Raw genomic sequence first — 13,491 nt, forward strand, 5'->3', positions numbered from 1 at the left:
ACAGTGACTGGAAAGTCAGCGGGGAGGGTGAAAAGGGGACGAATGATCATGCGGGTTTTCGCCGTTGTGGCTGATGCCGCTTTGCCCGTACAGGGCGCTCAGAACCAGCGGTTGAGGCCTGCGGCCACGCCGTCGTCATGGACCGTCTTGGTCACCTCGTCGGCGGCGGCCTTCACCTCGTCCGGAGCTGCCCCCATGGCGATCCCCAGACCGGCGTAGACGAGCATCTCGATGTCGTTGCGCCCATCGCCGATCGCCACTAGATCCGCAGCCTCCAGGTCGAACTGGGCCATCGCCACCTTGAGGCCGGTGCTCTTGTCCACACCCTCGGGTGCGATGTCGAGCCACGCGGTCCAGCCGACGAAGTAGCTGACCCCGTGCAGGCCGAGGCGTTCCGCCAGGTGGACGAAGTCCGCTTCGGACTGGGCCGGGTCGCGGATGATCAACCGGGTGACGGGTTCCGGCGCGAGCTCCTCGTCCGTCACCACCCGGATCCCGCTGCCGTCACCGAGATCCCCGGCCGGGAACGGCGCGGTCACCCGGTAGCCGAAGTCGTGCTCCTCCACCGCCATCCGCGCGTTCGGGGCATGCTTGCGGACCGCGGCGATCACGGTCGTCGGGTCGAAGGTCCGCTCGTCCACCACCTCGCCGTCGGGGTAGCGCATCGTCGTCGCGCCGTTGCTACAGACAACGAATCCGTCCGGCAGGCCGAGGAAGTCCGCGACCGGCTTGGTGGATTGCCAGGACCTGCCGGTGGCAAGGATCACCGGGACCTCGGCGGCGGCCCGGCGTACGGCGTCGATGACGGCCGGGGAGATCGTCTCGTCCAGGTGCAGGAGCGTGCCGTCGATGTCGAGGGCAACGGCTTTCGGCCGCCAGCCGTCGATCATCTGCCCACCGGTTCCAGGACCTCACGGCCGCCGACGTACGGGCGGAGTGCGGTCGGTACCCGGACCGAGCCGTCGGCCAACTGGTGCGTCTCCAGGATCGCGACCAGCCAGCGGGTGGTGGCCAGCGTCCCGTTCAGCGTGGCGACGGCGCGGGTCTTGCCGTCCTCGTCGCGGTGCCGGATGTTCAGCCGGCGGGCCTGGTAGTCGGTGCAGTTCGAGGTGGAGGTGAGCTCGCGGTAGGCGCCCTGGGTCGGCACCCACGCCTCGCAGTCGAACTTCCGGTACGCCGAGGCGCCGAGGTCACCGGTCGCGGTGTCGATCACCCGGTAGGCCAGTTCCATCTTGTCCAGCATCTCCTTCTCCCAGCCGAGCAGCCGCTGGTGTTCGGCGGCGGCCTCTTCCAGGGTGCAGTAGGAGAACATCTCGACCTTGTCGAACTGGTGGACGCGGATGATCCCGCGGGTGTCCTTCCCATGCGAACCGGCTTCGCGGCGGTAGCAGGACGACCAGCCGGCGTACCGGACCGGGCCATTGGAGACGTCGATGATCTCGTCCATGTGGTAGCCGGCGAGCGGAACCTCCGACGTACCGACCAGGTAGAGCTCGGGCTCCTCCAGCCGGTAGACGTCGTCGTGGGCGTTCAGGTAGCCGGTGCCGCCCATCACCTCGGGCTTGACCAGGGTCGGCGTGATCATCGGGGTGAAGCCGTCCTCCACCGCCTGGGCGATCGCCAGTTGGAGCATGCCGAGCTGCAGCAGCGCGCCGACGCCCTTGAGGAAGTAGAAGCGCGCGCCGGAAATCTTCGCACCGCGCTCCATGTCGATCGCGCCCAGCAATTCGCCGAGCTCGAGGTGGTCGCGGGGCTCGAAGCCCTCAGCGGCGAAGTCTCGCGGCTTGCCGATCTCCTCGACGACCACGAAGTCCTTCTCGCCGCCGACCGGGGCCTCGTCGGAGACCAGGTTCGGCAGTCCACGGGAAAGCTCCTCGAAGCGCGCCTCGGCCTCTTTCCCCGCGGCCTCGGTCGCCTTCACCTCGGCGGACAGCGCCTTGGTCCGCTCCAGCAGTGCGGTCCGCTCGTCGCCCTTGGCCTGGGCGACCTGCTTGCCGAGCCCCTTCTGCTCCGCCCGCAGCGACTCGAACGCCGCGATGGACGATCGACGATCACCGTCGGCCGCCAGCACCTGGTCGACCAGGTCGGTACTCTCGCCGCGCTTGGTCAGAGCGGCACGGACGACATCGGGGTTCTCACGGAGCAACTTGGCATCGATCACACCCAGAGCGTATCGGGGCGTGTCAGCGGCGGCGAAGTGTATTCGGGATGATGAGCTGGCACCAGCCGATCGTCGAGGGGGATTTGAGCGGGCCATGAACCACCATCCACCCAGTCCTGTCGGCCGTGTGCTGACGGTCGTGCTGGGTGTGCTGCCGTTCACCGTCATCACCCTGCTCGTCTTCCTGGACTGGTCGCCGCTGCGGCGCTGGGACCTGTCCGTCGCCGACGAGGCGGCCGAGTACGGCGCCGCGCACCAAAACGTCGTGGACTTCTGGCAGGTCGTCTCCGCGATCACCGTCCCCTGGACCGCGCGCGGGATCATCGCCGTGGTGGCCATCTACCTGTGGCACCGTCGAGCCCGGTTGCTGGCGGTCTGGCTGGTGGTCACGGCCGGCGCGGAGCTCGGGCTGGTCCAGGCGGTGAAGGCCATCTTCGAGCGGCCACGCCCCGCCCAGATGCTGATCGAGGCCGACGGCTGGTCCTATGTCTCCGGGCATGCCGCCGCGGCTTTCGTGCTCGCTGGTGCGCTCGGTGTCGTGCTGCCGTCGGTGCGCGGCTGGCGCCGGCGGTTTCGCCTGCTGGTGACGCTGCCGACCATTGCCGTGGTCTGGATCGTGTCGGTGGACCGGGTCCTGCTGGACGTCCACTACGTGTCCGACGTGCTCGGCGGCTGGGCTCTCGGTCTGGCCGTCCTGACGACCACCTCGATCTGCTTCGGTTTGCGCCCGGGTCTGCGGCGCCGCCGCCGGCGTACCGGCTCGGTCGGTGACGAGAACGCGATCCCGCCGCGGGCCGCGGTGATCGTCAACCCGATCAAGGTCGGCGACGGCGTCGCCTTCCGGCGCAAGGTGACGCGGGCGCTCGCGGTCAGGGGGTTCGAGGATCCGCTGTGGCTGGAAACCCGGGAGGACGACGCCGGAAACGCGATGGCCAAGCGGGCGATCGAGCACGAGTCGGACCTCGTCCTGGTCGCCGGCGGGGACGGGACGGTCCGGGTGGTCTGCGCTGCGCTCGCCTACACCGGGATCCCGGTCGGGGTGATCCCGGCGGGCACCGGCAACCTGCTGGCCCGGAACCTGCACATCCCGCTCGACCTGGACGACGCGCTGGAGCGGATCCTGGAGGGCCGCGACCGGCGGATCGACCTGGTCAAGGTGCACGGCGACGGCCTGGACACCGACCGGTTCGCGGTGATGGCCGGACTCGGGCTGGACGCGGCGATCATCTCGGACGCACCGCCGCACCTGAAGGCGCAGATCGGCTGGACGGCGTACCTGGTGTCGGCGGCGAAGAACATCAACCATCCGTCGGTGAAGGTCCGGATCAGCCTGGACGACGAGGAGCCGCTGGAGCGCCGGGTCCGCACCGTGGTGGTCGGCAATGTCGGGATGCTGCAGGCGAACATCCCGCTGCTGCCCGACGCCCGCCCGGACGACGGGCTGATCGACGTGGTGGTGATCGCGCCGCGCCGGGTGACGCAGTGGCCGCTGGTGTTCTGGCGGGTGATGACGCGGACGAAGCGGACCGAGATGTACCTGGAGCGCTTCACCGGGCGGAAGGTCGAGATCGTGGCCGCGGTCGACGTCCAGCGGCAGCTCGACGGCGACGGGATCGGCCCGGGCCGCAGCCTCACCGCCGAGGTCGAGCCGGGATGCCTGGTGGTACGGGTCCCGAAGCGCCGCTGAGCCTCAGGAGCCGGTGGGCTGCTGGTCGTCGGGGTCCTGGAGGCCGGGCGAGGCCTCTTTGCGGACGATGTCGAGCGCCTCACCCTCCTCGGGAGACAGCTTGGAGTCGCTCTGGAAGGCCTTGATCTCCTTGGCGTACGAGCGGGCGTCGTTACGGCTGTTGATCGAGGTCAGCACCACGCCGTCGCCGCTGTCGTCGAGCAGCGCCATCGACCAGGACAGCCGGCCACCCATGTCACCGAACGCGTCGTACCGGACGACCGCCAGGTGCTGCAGGTTCTGCCGCATCTCGCCGCGCGCCGCCTCGAGCTCCTTGCTCAAGCGGCGCAGCTCCGACTTCACCGTGCCTGGCTTGGCCTCAGGTTGCGGGGGTTGCTGGACTTCCGGCGGTACCGGCGTCGCCGGCAGCTTGGCGGCCTTGGCTGTGCCCGACTGGGCCCGCAGCGCCTGGATGGCGAACACCAGGGCGAGCACCGCCACGAAGAGGGCGGCGATACCGAATGCACCGGCTAAGGTCGAAGACACGCACGGCAGCCTAGGGCATGTGGGTGCTCTGCCTGAGTGGTCAGGTGGCTGCTCTGCGTGTCCGCTGACCGGCGGAATCGGCGGATTCGGTCAGGGACACGTAGATTCGCGGCGTGACTCATTTGCCTGACCCTGGTCCTCAGCCCGGGGTGCATGACCTTGGCTTTGCCCGCCTCGACACCGATCGGCTGGAGCGCACCGGCGACGCCGAAGTGGTCTACGGCGCCGGCAAGACGCCGCCGCAGATCGTGGAACTCCTGCGCACCCTGCACGCGACGCACCCGGGCCGAGCCGTCCTTGCGACCCGGCTGGCTCCTGAGGCCCAGGAGGCCGTCAGTGCCGCGCTGCCCGATGCAGTGGTCGACCCGGTGGGCCGCACTGCGGTCCTGGGCGAGCCGCCTGTACTGCGTGGCACGGTGGCCGTGGTGTCAGCTGGTACGTCGGACGGCCCGGTGGCGGCTGAAGCTGCCACGACTGTCCGGGTGTTCGGCGCTGGGGTGGATCTGATCACCGATGTCGGTGTGGCCGGGCTGCACCGGGTGATGGGGGTGCGCGAGCGGCTGGACGCGGCCGACTGCCTGATCGTGGTGGCGGGGATGGAAGGCGCTCTGCCCAGTGTGGTTGGCGGACTCGTCGGGGTACCGCTGGTCGCAGTACCGACGTCTGTTGGGTATGGGGCGTCGTTCGGTGGGGTGGCCGCGTTGCTGGCGATGCTGAACTCGTGTGCTCCGGGGGTGACGGTGGTGAACATCGACAACGGGTTCGGAGCCGGGGTGTTCGCGGCGCGGGTGGCGCGGCGGGCCGCGCCGGCGGAGGTGAAGGAGCAGTGAGAGTCGCGTGGATCGACTGCTCTGCCGGAGCCTCCGGCGACATGCTGCTCGGGGCGTTCCTCGCGGCCGGTGCTGATCGGGCGCTGGTGAACGCGGCGGTCGCTTCGGTGGATGCGTCGCTTTCGGTGACGGTCGAGCAAACCAGCAGACATCAGATCGCCGCCACCAAAGCATCCGTGCGAGTGAACGGTGAACTCCACCCAGAGAACTTCCCAGACAGTCCTCCTGCCGGACATGGACACGGGCATGGGCATGGGCATGAGGCTGGTGGGCCTACGCGGTCGTGGGCTGAGGTTCGGGGGTTGATTGAGGCGGCTGGGCTGGATGTGGCGGTCCGGGATCGGGCGCTGAATACCTTTGCGCGGCTGGCTCGGGCTGAGGCTGCTGCTCATGGGGTTGCGGTGGAGGACGTGCATTTCCATGAGGTCGGGGCGCTGGACGCCATCGCGGACATCGTCGGGGTTGCTGCCGCCTCCGTGAGTCTCGAGCTCGACCGGATCGTGGTTTCCACGATCGCGCTCGGCGGCGGACGCCAGGTGCGCGGTCAGCACGGCGGGATCCCGGTGCCCGGCCCCGCCGTACTGGCGTTGGTGGCCGAGGCGGAGGCACCTGTCGTCGGCGGCACAGCGCCGTACGAGATGACGACGCCGACCGGGGCGGCGCTGCTGGCGACGCTCGCGGACGAGTTCGGGCTGATGCCACCGATGCGGATCCAGCAGACCGGCGTGGGGGCGGGCGGGCGTGATCCCGTCGAGGTGCCGAACGTGTTGCGAGTGGTGATCGGCGAGTCGACCGAGGTGCCGACGACCGAACTGGTCTACGAGACGAACGTGGACGACCTGGATCCGCGGATCTGGCCGCAGGTGCTCTCCCGGCTGCTGGAGGCGGGTGCCGCCGACGCGTGGCTGACGCCGATCCTGATGAAGAAGGGCCGCCCGGCGCACACGCTGTCGGTCCTGACCAGCAGCGCGAACGCGGAGATCGTCCGCTCGGTGATCCTGACCGAGACATCCGCGATCGGGCTGCGCGAGTTCGGGATCCTCAAGCACGCGGCGGACCGGGAGTTCGCCAGCGTCGAGGTCAGCGGGCAACTGATCCACGTGAAGATCGCCCGGTACGGCGGCCAGGTGGTCAACGTGCAACCGGAGTACGACGATGTCGCCGCGGCCGCCACCGTCCTGAACAAGCCGGTGAAGTCCGTCCTCGCCCAAGCGATCGCCGCCGGCCACGAACTCTGGGGCTAAAGCTCGTTGCGTCCGAAGAACCTGAGGCCATAGCGCAAGGTTCTTCGGACGTAAGCAACTACGAGGCGACCTTCTGCTTGCGTTTCGGCCAGTCGTAGGGCCACCACTGGGCGCCGCCGCGGCGGGCCCAGATGATCAGGGCGATCAGGACACCGAGCTCGATCGCCGGGCAGATCGTGTCCCGGAGGCGAGCGCTGAACCACTCCAGCGAGTCCGACAGCGAGGCCGCGACCTGTCTCGCGTTGGGGTCCCGACCCGGTACGTAGGCGATCGCGAGCATGGTGGTCCTGACGACCATGATCTTGTCCACTTGTGAGCCCGCCACCGCCGCCAGGGCGATCCACGCCGTAAGGTCGTACCAGGGCAGCGTGTACATCGCCGTGAGCAGCCAGGCGATCGCGTAGATCGCGGTGTAGCGGATCGCGTCCGGCGTCCGGTCCTCCGGGTGCGTGCGCGGCACCAGCGATTTGGGGAACACCTGGGACAGCAGGATCGCGACCACCACAAGACCGAGCCAGGCGACGATCGCGAGGATCGTGCGGACCAGGGCCCCGGGCAGGAACAAATCGAAGAGGCTGAGCAGGACCTTGTGCGGAGTGCCGGTCGAGATGAACGACGTCTGCGACCGGGCCTGCTGGAACGCCTGCAGCCCGACGAAGGCGTACAGGCCGACCATCGCGACCGCGCCGCCGACGCAGAACTTGAGCACCTGCCGGCGATCCCCGCGGAGCGACCAGAGCATCGCGACCCCGACCAGGCCGATCGAGAGCTTCGTACAGCCCGCGACGCCGAGCATGATGCCGGCCCAGAACACATGTCGCCGGAACAGCACCAGCGCGATCACCGCGAACATCACCGCGATCGCGTCGTTGTGCGCGCCGGCGAGAACCGTCCACAGGATCAGCGGGTTCGCCAGCCCGAGCAGCAGGACTCGGCGACGGTTAGGCAGGTTCGGCCCGACCAGCTTCAGCAGCAGCAGACCGGTCACGACGAGGCTGACCGCGACGGACAACTGCAGCATCCACACCGTGAGCTGCATCGAGTCGCCGCCGACCCAGGACGAGAACCACTGGATCCAGGTCGCGATCGGGCCGTAAACGCTCTTCGCGCCTTGCCACGGCCGCTCGGTCGCTGCGATCACCGGGTCGTAACCGAGCCTGATGGTGTCCGCCGGCGCGGTCGTGTACGGGTTGCCGCCGAGCGACATGATCCGCCCGTACGCCGCGTAGATCAGGACGTCGCCGGATGCCATCGGCGGGACCAGGGTGATCGCGGCCGTCGTACCGATGCCTAGGGCAACTAGTCGGTCGACCCTCGGGGCCCAGCCGTTCTTGAGTGCCCGGGTGGCCAGGTAGACGCCGTACCCGCCGAGCAGGATCGCGACGTAGACCATGGTGGTGACGAGCCAGTCGTTCGGCTTCGCGTTGAACCAGTACGACGGGAGCCAGGCGTGGCGGTTCGTCAGGGTCAGCACGACCACCGACGGGCCGAGCAGGCCGGCGGCCACGATCAGCACGGTCGAGATCAGGTAGAGCCCGATCGCCCGGCGGCCGTCTCTCAGCGCCTTCGGGTCTGCCGGGGGCGCCTCGGCGGTCAGCGACTCGTCCTCTTGCTGTGCGGCTTCGGACCGGTCGGTGCTCATCTGGACTTCCGGACGGGCAGGGCTTTGCGGGCCGCGAGCGCGCGGCGGACGTGCAGGAACTGGCGACCGCGGTGCAACTGGCCCCGCAGGTCCGTGCCCGTTGCGCGATGGCCGACCTCGATCGGCACCTCGAGGATCCTGAAACCCTTCCGGCCGAGATCGATGCTCAGCGCGGTTTCGACGCCGAACCCGCTGGCCAGCGGCAGGGCGGCGTCGAAGGCAATGCGGGTCAAGCAGCGCTGACCCGAGAGCGGCTGCTCCGGCGTCCAGCCGGTCGCCTGCTCGATCCCGTCTCGTGCGAGCCGGACGACGAAACCACGGCCGCCGGCCTTGCTGCCGTCAGCTCGGAGCTGCGCCGGAAGCGTCCCGATCGTCATGTCGGCGCGACCTGCCTGCACGGGCTCGATCAGCGGCTCGGCCCCGGTGGCGGACTCGGTCAGGTCAGCGTCGAGGAACAGCAGATGCCGTGCCCTGGCACCGTCCCGGGACGCGGCCTCGGCCGCGCCCGTCTCCATCGCCGCGGCCTTTCCCCGGTTGCGCTCATGCCGTACTACGACCGCTCCCGCACGCTCGGCTGCCTCCGCGGTGCCGTCGGTCGAACCGTCGTCGACGACCACTACCAGGTCGACGCCGACGATCTTGCGCACGGCGTCAACCGTGGCCGCGATCCGCGCGACCTCGTCCTTGGCGGGAATCACACAGGCGACTCCGCGCTCCGCAGGCCGCTCGACGGACGGCTGTTCATTCCCGGACACAACACCGCAGCCTAATTGCTCCCGAGCCGATCGTTTGCCTCCGTACCCGGCCGCTGGGGATATCTCGTCCTTTCGAACGACGCTCGGTCCGGGCAGCCGGAGTTGGAGCTGAGCGGAAATTGTCGGACAATCAGACAGATTCGCCGGCAGTTCCCCGCATCGGAGGCGGGGCTGCCGTAGCTTGACTGCCGTAGTTTGGAAGGGACCAGCCGCGTCGACGAGAGGGCAGGGCATGACTGAGGCATATGGCGTCGACAGCGAGGTCGGGCCGCTGCGGACGGTGATGCTGCACCGACCCGGCAACGAGCTCCGCCGGCTCACCCCGCGGAACAACGACAAACTGCTGTTCGACGGGATTCCGTGGGTCGGGCGGGCCCAGGACGAGCACGACGCGTTCGCCCAGGCGCTGCGCGACCGTGACGTCGAGGTGCTCTACCTCGGCCAACTGCTCACAGAGGCCCTCGGCGACCCTGCGGCTCGCGCCGCGGCCGTTGTCGGCGCCACCGAGGATCTCCGGCTCGGCGACACCCTCCGCGACTATCTGCGAACCAGCCTCACCGCGCTGGACCCGGCCCAACTGGCCGAGGCCTTGATGGCGGGGGTGCGGAACGACGAGGTCCGGGTGGGCGGTCTGGTGACGTCGCTGCTGGCGCACGAGGACTTCCTGATCGACCCGTTGCCGAACCTGTTGTTCACCAGGGACTCGAGCGTGTGGATCCGGGACTCCGTCGCGGTGACCTCGCTGGCGATGCCGGCGCGGGCCCGGGAGACGCAGTTGACCGAGCTGATCTACACCTTCCACCCGCGGTTCGCCGGGGCGAACAAGGTGTACGACCACCAACTCGAGCACGTCGAGGGTGGGGATGTGCTCGCGCTCGGACCCGGAGTACTGGCTGTCGGGGTCGGGGAGCGGACCACGCCGGCCGGGGTGGAGCGGTTGGCGCGCCGGGTGTTCGCGAAGGATCTGGCGCACACGGTGCTCGCCGTACCGATCGCGCAGCAGCGGGCCACGATGCACCTGGACACGGTGTGCACGATGGTCGATGTCGATGCCGTGCTGATGTACCCGAACATGGCAGAGGAGATGCGGGCACTGGCCGTCACGACAGACGGCGAAGAGCTGCACGTGGCCGAGCCGGAGCCGTTCCTGGTCGCCGCGGCGAAGGCGCTGGGCATCGACACACTCCGGCGCATCGACACCGGCCTCGACCCGGTCACGGCCGAACGCGAGCAATGGGACGACGGCAACAACACCCTGGCCCTCGCCCCGCGGGTCTGCATCGCCTACGAACGAACCGTGGAGACGAACGCCCGCCTGGAGGAGTCGGGCATCGAGGTCATCCGGATCTCCGGCTCAGAACTGGGCTCCGGCCGCGGCGGCCCCCGCTGCATGTCCTGCCCCGTCCTCCGAGACCCCCTGACCACCGTCTGACCCCACCCGTCAGGTGTCGTATTCGTCCGGCACGCGCATGTTGGGGCCGCCGACCTGCAGTCCGAGGGGGACAGCGCGTCCCTGCGGCTCCTCCCAGGCCTCCTGGCGGCCGAGTGCGGTCAGGTCGAGGTAGTGGTAGCCGTTGTGGAACAGGTCGATGCCACGGCCGAAGGTGGAGTAGGTGTGGAAGACCTCCTCACCGACCCGAAGGAAGGCGCTGACACCCGGGATCTCGTCCTGGTCGTCGAGGGTGGCGTGGAAGTCGTAGTTGAAGTCGCTCCCGTACGAGGAGAACCAGGGGAAGCTCCAGCCCATCCGCTCGCGGTACGCGGCGAGCGTCTCGTACGGCGCCCGCGAGACGGCCACGAGCGTGGTGTTGCGCACGTGCAGTTGCCGCAGCCTGCCGATCCCGTCGGCCGCGGAGGAGCAACTCGAGCAGCCCTGGTCCCAGTCCGGACCGAACATGAAGTGGTGCATCACCAGTTGCGGCCGGCCCTCGAACAACTCGAGGAGGCCGACGGTCCCGTTCGGGCCTTCGAACGTGTAGGGCTTGTCGATGCGCACCATCGGCAGGCGCCGCCGGTCGGCGTTCAGCCTGTCGCGGGCGCGAGTGAGTTCCTTCTCCTTGGCCAGCAGCTCGTTGCGGGCGGCGAGCCACTCCTCGCGCGACACCACCTGGGGCAGCTCTCCCCTTGCCGTCATCTCGGTTCTCCTAACTGTCGTCTCGTTCATCATGCTCCGCCGGCGTCGGGAAGTGGTTGACAAGACAGGTAGGGCGGGCGACACGCGGAGTGAAATCGGGGGTTGTTGTCAGGGCTTGATGTGAGTACTCTTCCTTGCTAGGCCCAGGCCCTGTTGCTCCCCCGTCAGCAGGACTTGGGCCGTCCACGTTCATGGCAATGGTCATGAAGGCTTGAACCAGAAGGGCCCGCGCTCAGCGCGGGCCCTTCTGTTGTTGCTGGTCTAGGCCGGTCTAGCGGATGGTCAGCTGGCGACTGGCGAGGCCCGCGCGGGCGGCGCGTTCCTCTGTGCTGAGTGAGGCCTTGGCGGCCAGCGCCTTGTCGAGTTCCGCGAGGAAGTCCGCGGCCGGCTTCTCCAGGTCCGCTGCCTCCGCATCGGCCGGCAGTTCCCAAACCGGAGCCAGTACGCCGAGCGCGCGGAACGACCCGATCAGGCGGCTCCCCTCAGTCAGGGCGGACGAACCGGCCGCATGCAGTCGCGCGAGGGCGTCGAGCAGCGTGTCCTCGTCGTGCGGCATCACCCAGCGCAGGTACCGGCGATCGCCGATCTGCGTCCAGTACGCCGCGTCCACGGACTCCAGGCGGACCGTCGGAGCCGCGGCGTCGTTCGCTCGCTCCAGACCAGCGGCGACCTCACCGGTCGGGTCCTCGACGTTCTCACCGACCCAGTAGTCGAAGCCCTCGTGCACCTTCACCGTGATCGGCTTGCTGGTGTCGATCAGGTCCTGCAGCCGCGGGCCGTCCTTCAGCAGGTCGCCCAGCTGGATCGGGTTGCCCGGCTCGGTCTCCAGTGCCGCGGTGATCGCGTGCCCGACATCGCGGCTCGGGTCGCCGGACGACGCGTGCGTCTGCAGACCGATCCAGATCGTCTCGTCGTCGCGGACCAGGCCCGGCATCGCCATCGGCAGCAGCGTGACCAGGTTGACCGTCTTGCCCTGGTGCTCGCCACCCAGCGTCACCTCGGCGGTCCCGGCCGGGACGATCTCGCGGAACGCGATCAGGTCACACTCGGCCGGCAGGCCCTCGAACGGCCGGACCACGAAGCTGTCGGCGGCCTGCGCCAGCTCGCGGCCGTGGCACTGCTTGAACCGCTTGCCCGAGCCGCACGGGCAAGGCTCCCGGGGGCCGACGTCGACGAGATCGGCCGGGTCGAGCGTGACGGTCGTGGTGTTCTTGGCGCGGTTGCGCGACTTCTTTCCCATGCCCGCAGTCTTGCAGGGTCTGCCTTGCCGGGGTTAACGCAGACCGAAGTTACTCAGCGGGGGACGAGGGCGTAGACGGTCCGGCGGGAGTCGGCGGTACGGACGCCCCAGTCGGAGGTGAGCACGTCGACGATCGCCAGTCCGCGGCCGCCGATCGATTCGGGGTGCGCGTCGCTGATCCGCTGCGGCTCGGTCTCGCCGCACCCGTCCGTCACCTCGAGGTGGATGCCGGCCTTGTCGAGCCACCAGGCGGCGTGGACGTCCCCGGTCGGGAGGGCAGGCGCATAGCGGATGGCATTGGAGAGTAGTTCCGAGAGGACCAACTGCGCGTCGTCGCAGGTGTTCTCGGCGACCTGGTGCCGCTTGAGATAGCCGGCCAGACGGCGGCGGGCGTCCGCTACCGCGGAGACTTCGTGCGGCAGGACGACGTCCACAACGCTCACGTCGGCGGGCAGGGTCGCAGAGGACAAGCAGGGTCTCCTCAATGATCGGTACAGCACTACCACTTCTGCCCCCGATCAAGCCTTTAAAACACCTGCACGTATTCCGTTACACATCGGCGGGGAAGATCACACGTTTAGCAGAGAAACCGAGACAAAAGAGACAGAATTGAACGTGTGAATGACTCGGTGCATTCAGCTGACTACCCAGAACGACAAACTGAGAGGTAACACACCAACCCTCCGCAACCGGGGCCATGCGGTGGTCAGGCGGGGCGGCGGTGGCGGCGGAGAAGTGAGGATCTGGGCGGTTTGGACAGCGGGGTGGAGGCGGCCGGGGCGGGGTCGGCCAGCGTTCGGAGGGCCTGCTGGGGGTGGTCGGTGATGATCGCGTCGACGCCGATGTCACGGCAGTGCCGGACCTCGTCCTCGGTGTTCGCCGTCCAGACGTGGACCTGGTGCCCGTGCTTGTGCGCGCGGTCGACGTACTCGGGGTGTGCGGTGACGATCTCCAGGCTGGGGCCCGCATGCGAGACGCCCGTCGGCAAGGAGCCGTCGCGGAACCGCAGGGGCACACGTTCCATCAGCAGCACGGTCCGCAGGCCGGGCGCCATCGTGCGCATCCGCCGCAGGGACAACCAGGAGAAGCTCATCACCCGGACCGGCGACTCCGTTCCGATCCTGGGATGCGCCCAGCCGAACCTGTCCAGCGTCTCGATCAACCTTCGCTCCACCAGCCCGGCGTACCGGGTCGGGTGCTTGGTCTCGATCGCCAGCTCAAGCGGCCGGCCGGCGTCTCGTACGGTCTCCAGCAGCCGCTCGAGGGTGAGCAC

At 68.9% G+C, this 13,491-nt stretch carries 13 protein-coding genes; 4 read left to right on the plus strand and 9 right to left on the minus strand.

The features are described 5' to 3' along the window. Window positions 1–98 precede the first annotated feature (98 nt). Window positions 99–890: an HAD family hydrolase gene (locus VFG33_RS09980; protein ID WP_325024758.1), complete on the minus strand. Its 792-nt coding sequence runs from the start codon at window positions 888–890 to the stop codon at window positions 99–101. After that, window positions 887–2,161, minus strand: coding sequence for a serine--tRNA ligase (serS, locus tag VFG33_RS09985; RefSeq protein WP_325024760.1), 1,275 nt, complete (start codon window positions 2,159–2,161; stop codon window positions 887–889). The genes VFG33_RS09980 and serS overlap by 4 nt, the downstream gene beginning before the upstream one ends. 94 nt (window positions 2,162–2,255) lie before the next feature. On the opposite strand from serS, the gene VFG33_RS09990 reads away from it, so the two are divergent. Next, the gene (locus VFG33_RS09990) at window positions 2,256–3,848 is read left to right on the plus strand and encodes a bifunctional phosphatase PAP2/diacylglycerol kinase family protein (protein ID WP_325024762.1); all 1,593 of its coding nucleotides are present in this window, start codon (window positions 2,256–2,258) and stop codon (window positions 3,846–3,848) included. 3 nt (window positions 3,849–3,851) lie between these two features. Here VFG33_RS09990 and VFG33_RS09995 read toward each other — a convergent pair whose 3' ends face one another. Further along, window positions 3,852–4,373: a DUF4446 family protein gene (locus tag VFG33_RS09995; protein WP_325024764.1), complete on the minus strand. Its 522-nt coding sequence runs from the start codon at window positions 4,371–4,373 to the stop codon at window positions 3,852–3,854. A 113-nt stretch (window positions 4,374–4,486) separates the two neighbouring features. On the opposite strand from VFG33_RS09995, the gene larB reads away from it, so the two are divergent. Together larB and larC are read left to right on the plus strand one after the other, a co-directional pair. After that, a complete protein-coding gene (larB, locus tag VFG33_RS10000; RefSeq protein ID WP_325024766.1) occupies window positions 4,487–5,203 on the plus strand; it encodes a nickel pincer cofactor biosynthesis protein LarB in 717 nt (238 codons plus the stop codon). Next, window positions 5,200–6,447 carry a nickel pincer cofactor biosynthesis protein LarC gene (gene larC, locus VFG33_RS10005; protein ID WP_325024768.1) on the plus strand — a complete coding sequence of 416 codons (1,248 nt, stop codon included), beginning with the start codon at window positions 5,200–5,202 and terminating at the stop codon, window positions 6,445–6,447. Before larB ends, larC begins: the two co-directional genes overlap by 4 nt. 58 nt (window positions 6,448–6,505) lie before the next feature. Here the strand turns inward: larC and VFG33_RS10010 are convergent, their stop codons facing one another. Both VFG33_RS10010 and VFG33_RS10015 read right to left on the minus strand, forming a co-directional pair. Beyond that, window positions 6,506–8,089, minus strand: a complete 1,584-nt coding sequence (locus tag VFG33_RS10010; RefSeq protein ID WP_325024770.1) for an MptA/MptB family glycosyltransferase — start codon at window positions 8,087–8,089, stop codon at window positions 6,506–6,508. After that, on the minus strand, window positions 8,086–8,844 hold the full coding sequence (locus VFG33_RS10015; protein ID WP_325024772.1) for a glycosyltransferase family 2 protein: 759 nt from the start codon (window positions 8,842–8,844) through the stop codon (window positions 8,086–8,088). The genes VFG33_RS10010 and VFG33_RS10015 overlap by 4 nt, the downstream gene beginning before the upstream one ends. A gap of 232 nt (window positions 8,845–9,076) precedes the next feature. Here VFG33_RS10015 and VFG33_RS10020 point away from each other — a divergent pair, with 232 nt between their 5' ends. Next, on the plus strand, window positions 9,077–10,276 hold the full coding sequence (locus VFG33_RS10020) for an arginine deiminase (RefSeq protein ID WP_325024773.1): 1,200 nt from the start codon (window positions 9,077–9,079) through the stop codon (window positions 10,274–10,276). Between the two features lie 9 nt (window positions 10,277–10,285). Here the strand turns inward: VFG33_RS10020 and VFG33_RS10025 are convergent, their stop codons facing one another. The 4 genes from VFG33_RS10025 to VFG33_RS10040 form a co-directional block, all read right to left on the minus strand. Continuing rightward, window positions 10,286–10,978, minus strand: a complete 693-nt coding sequence (locus VFG33_RS10025) for a DUF899 domain-containing protein (RefSeq protein WP_325024774.1) — start codon at window positions 10,976–10,978, stop codon at window positions 10,286–10,288. Window positions 10,979–11,249: 271 nt separating this feature from the next. Next, a complete protein-coding gene (locus tag VFG33_RS10030) occupies window positions 11,250–12,218 on the minus strand; it encodes a DUF5926 family protein (protein ID WP_325024775.1) in 969 nt (322 codons plus the stop codon). A 53-nt stretch (window positions 12,219–12,271) separates the two neighbouring features. Beyond that, window positions 12,272–12,688 carry an ATP-binding protein gene (locus VFG33_RS10035; protein ID WP_325024776.1) on the minus strand — a complete coding sequence of 139 codons (417 nt, stop codon included), beginning with the start codon at window positions 12,686–12,688 and terminating at the stop codon, window positions 12,272–12,274. 236 nt (window positions 12,689–12,924) lie between these two features. Continuing rightward, window positions 12,925–13,491, minus strand: a 567-nt coding sequence (locus VFG33_RS10040) for a glycerophosphodiester phosphodiesterase (protein ID WP_325024778.1), incomplete at its 5' end; no start/stop codon positions are given.

It is taken from the genome of Kribbella sp., assembly GCF_035687465.1.
Classification (GTDB): domain Bacteria; phylum Actinomycetota; class Actinomycetes; order Propionibacteriales; family Kribbellaceae; genus Kribbella.

Coding starts and splice junctions, on each gene's coding strand:
- VFG33_RS09980 (WP_325024758.1), bottom strand. CDS start 890: ATGATCGACGGCTGGCGGCCGAAAGCCGTTGCCCTCGACATCGACGGC.
- VFG33_RS09990 (WP_325024762.1), top strand. CDS start 2,256: ATGAACCACCATCCACCCAGTCCTGTCGGCCGTGTGCTGACGGTCGTG.
- VFG33_RS10010 (WP_325024770.1), bottom strand. CDS start 8,089: ATGAGCACCGACCGGTCCGAAGCCGCACAGCAAGAGGACGAGTCGCTG.
- VFG33_RS10020 (WP_325024773.1), top strand. CDS start 9,077: ATGACTGAGGCATATGGCGTCGACAGCGAGGTCGGGCCGCTGCGGACG.
- VFG33_RS10025 (WP_325024774.1), bottom strand. CDS start 10,978: ATGACGGCAAGGGGAGAGCTGCCCCAGGTGGTGTCGCGCGAGGAGTGG.
- VFG33_RS10030 (WP_325024775.1), bottom strand. CDS start 12,218: ATGGGAAAGAAGTCGCGCAACCGCGCCAAGAACACCACGACCGTCACG.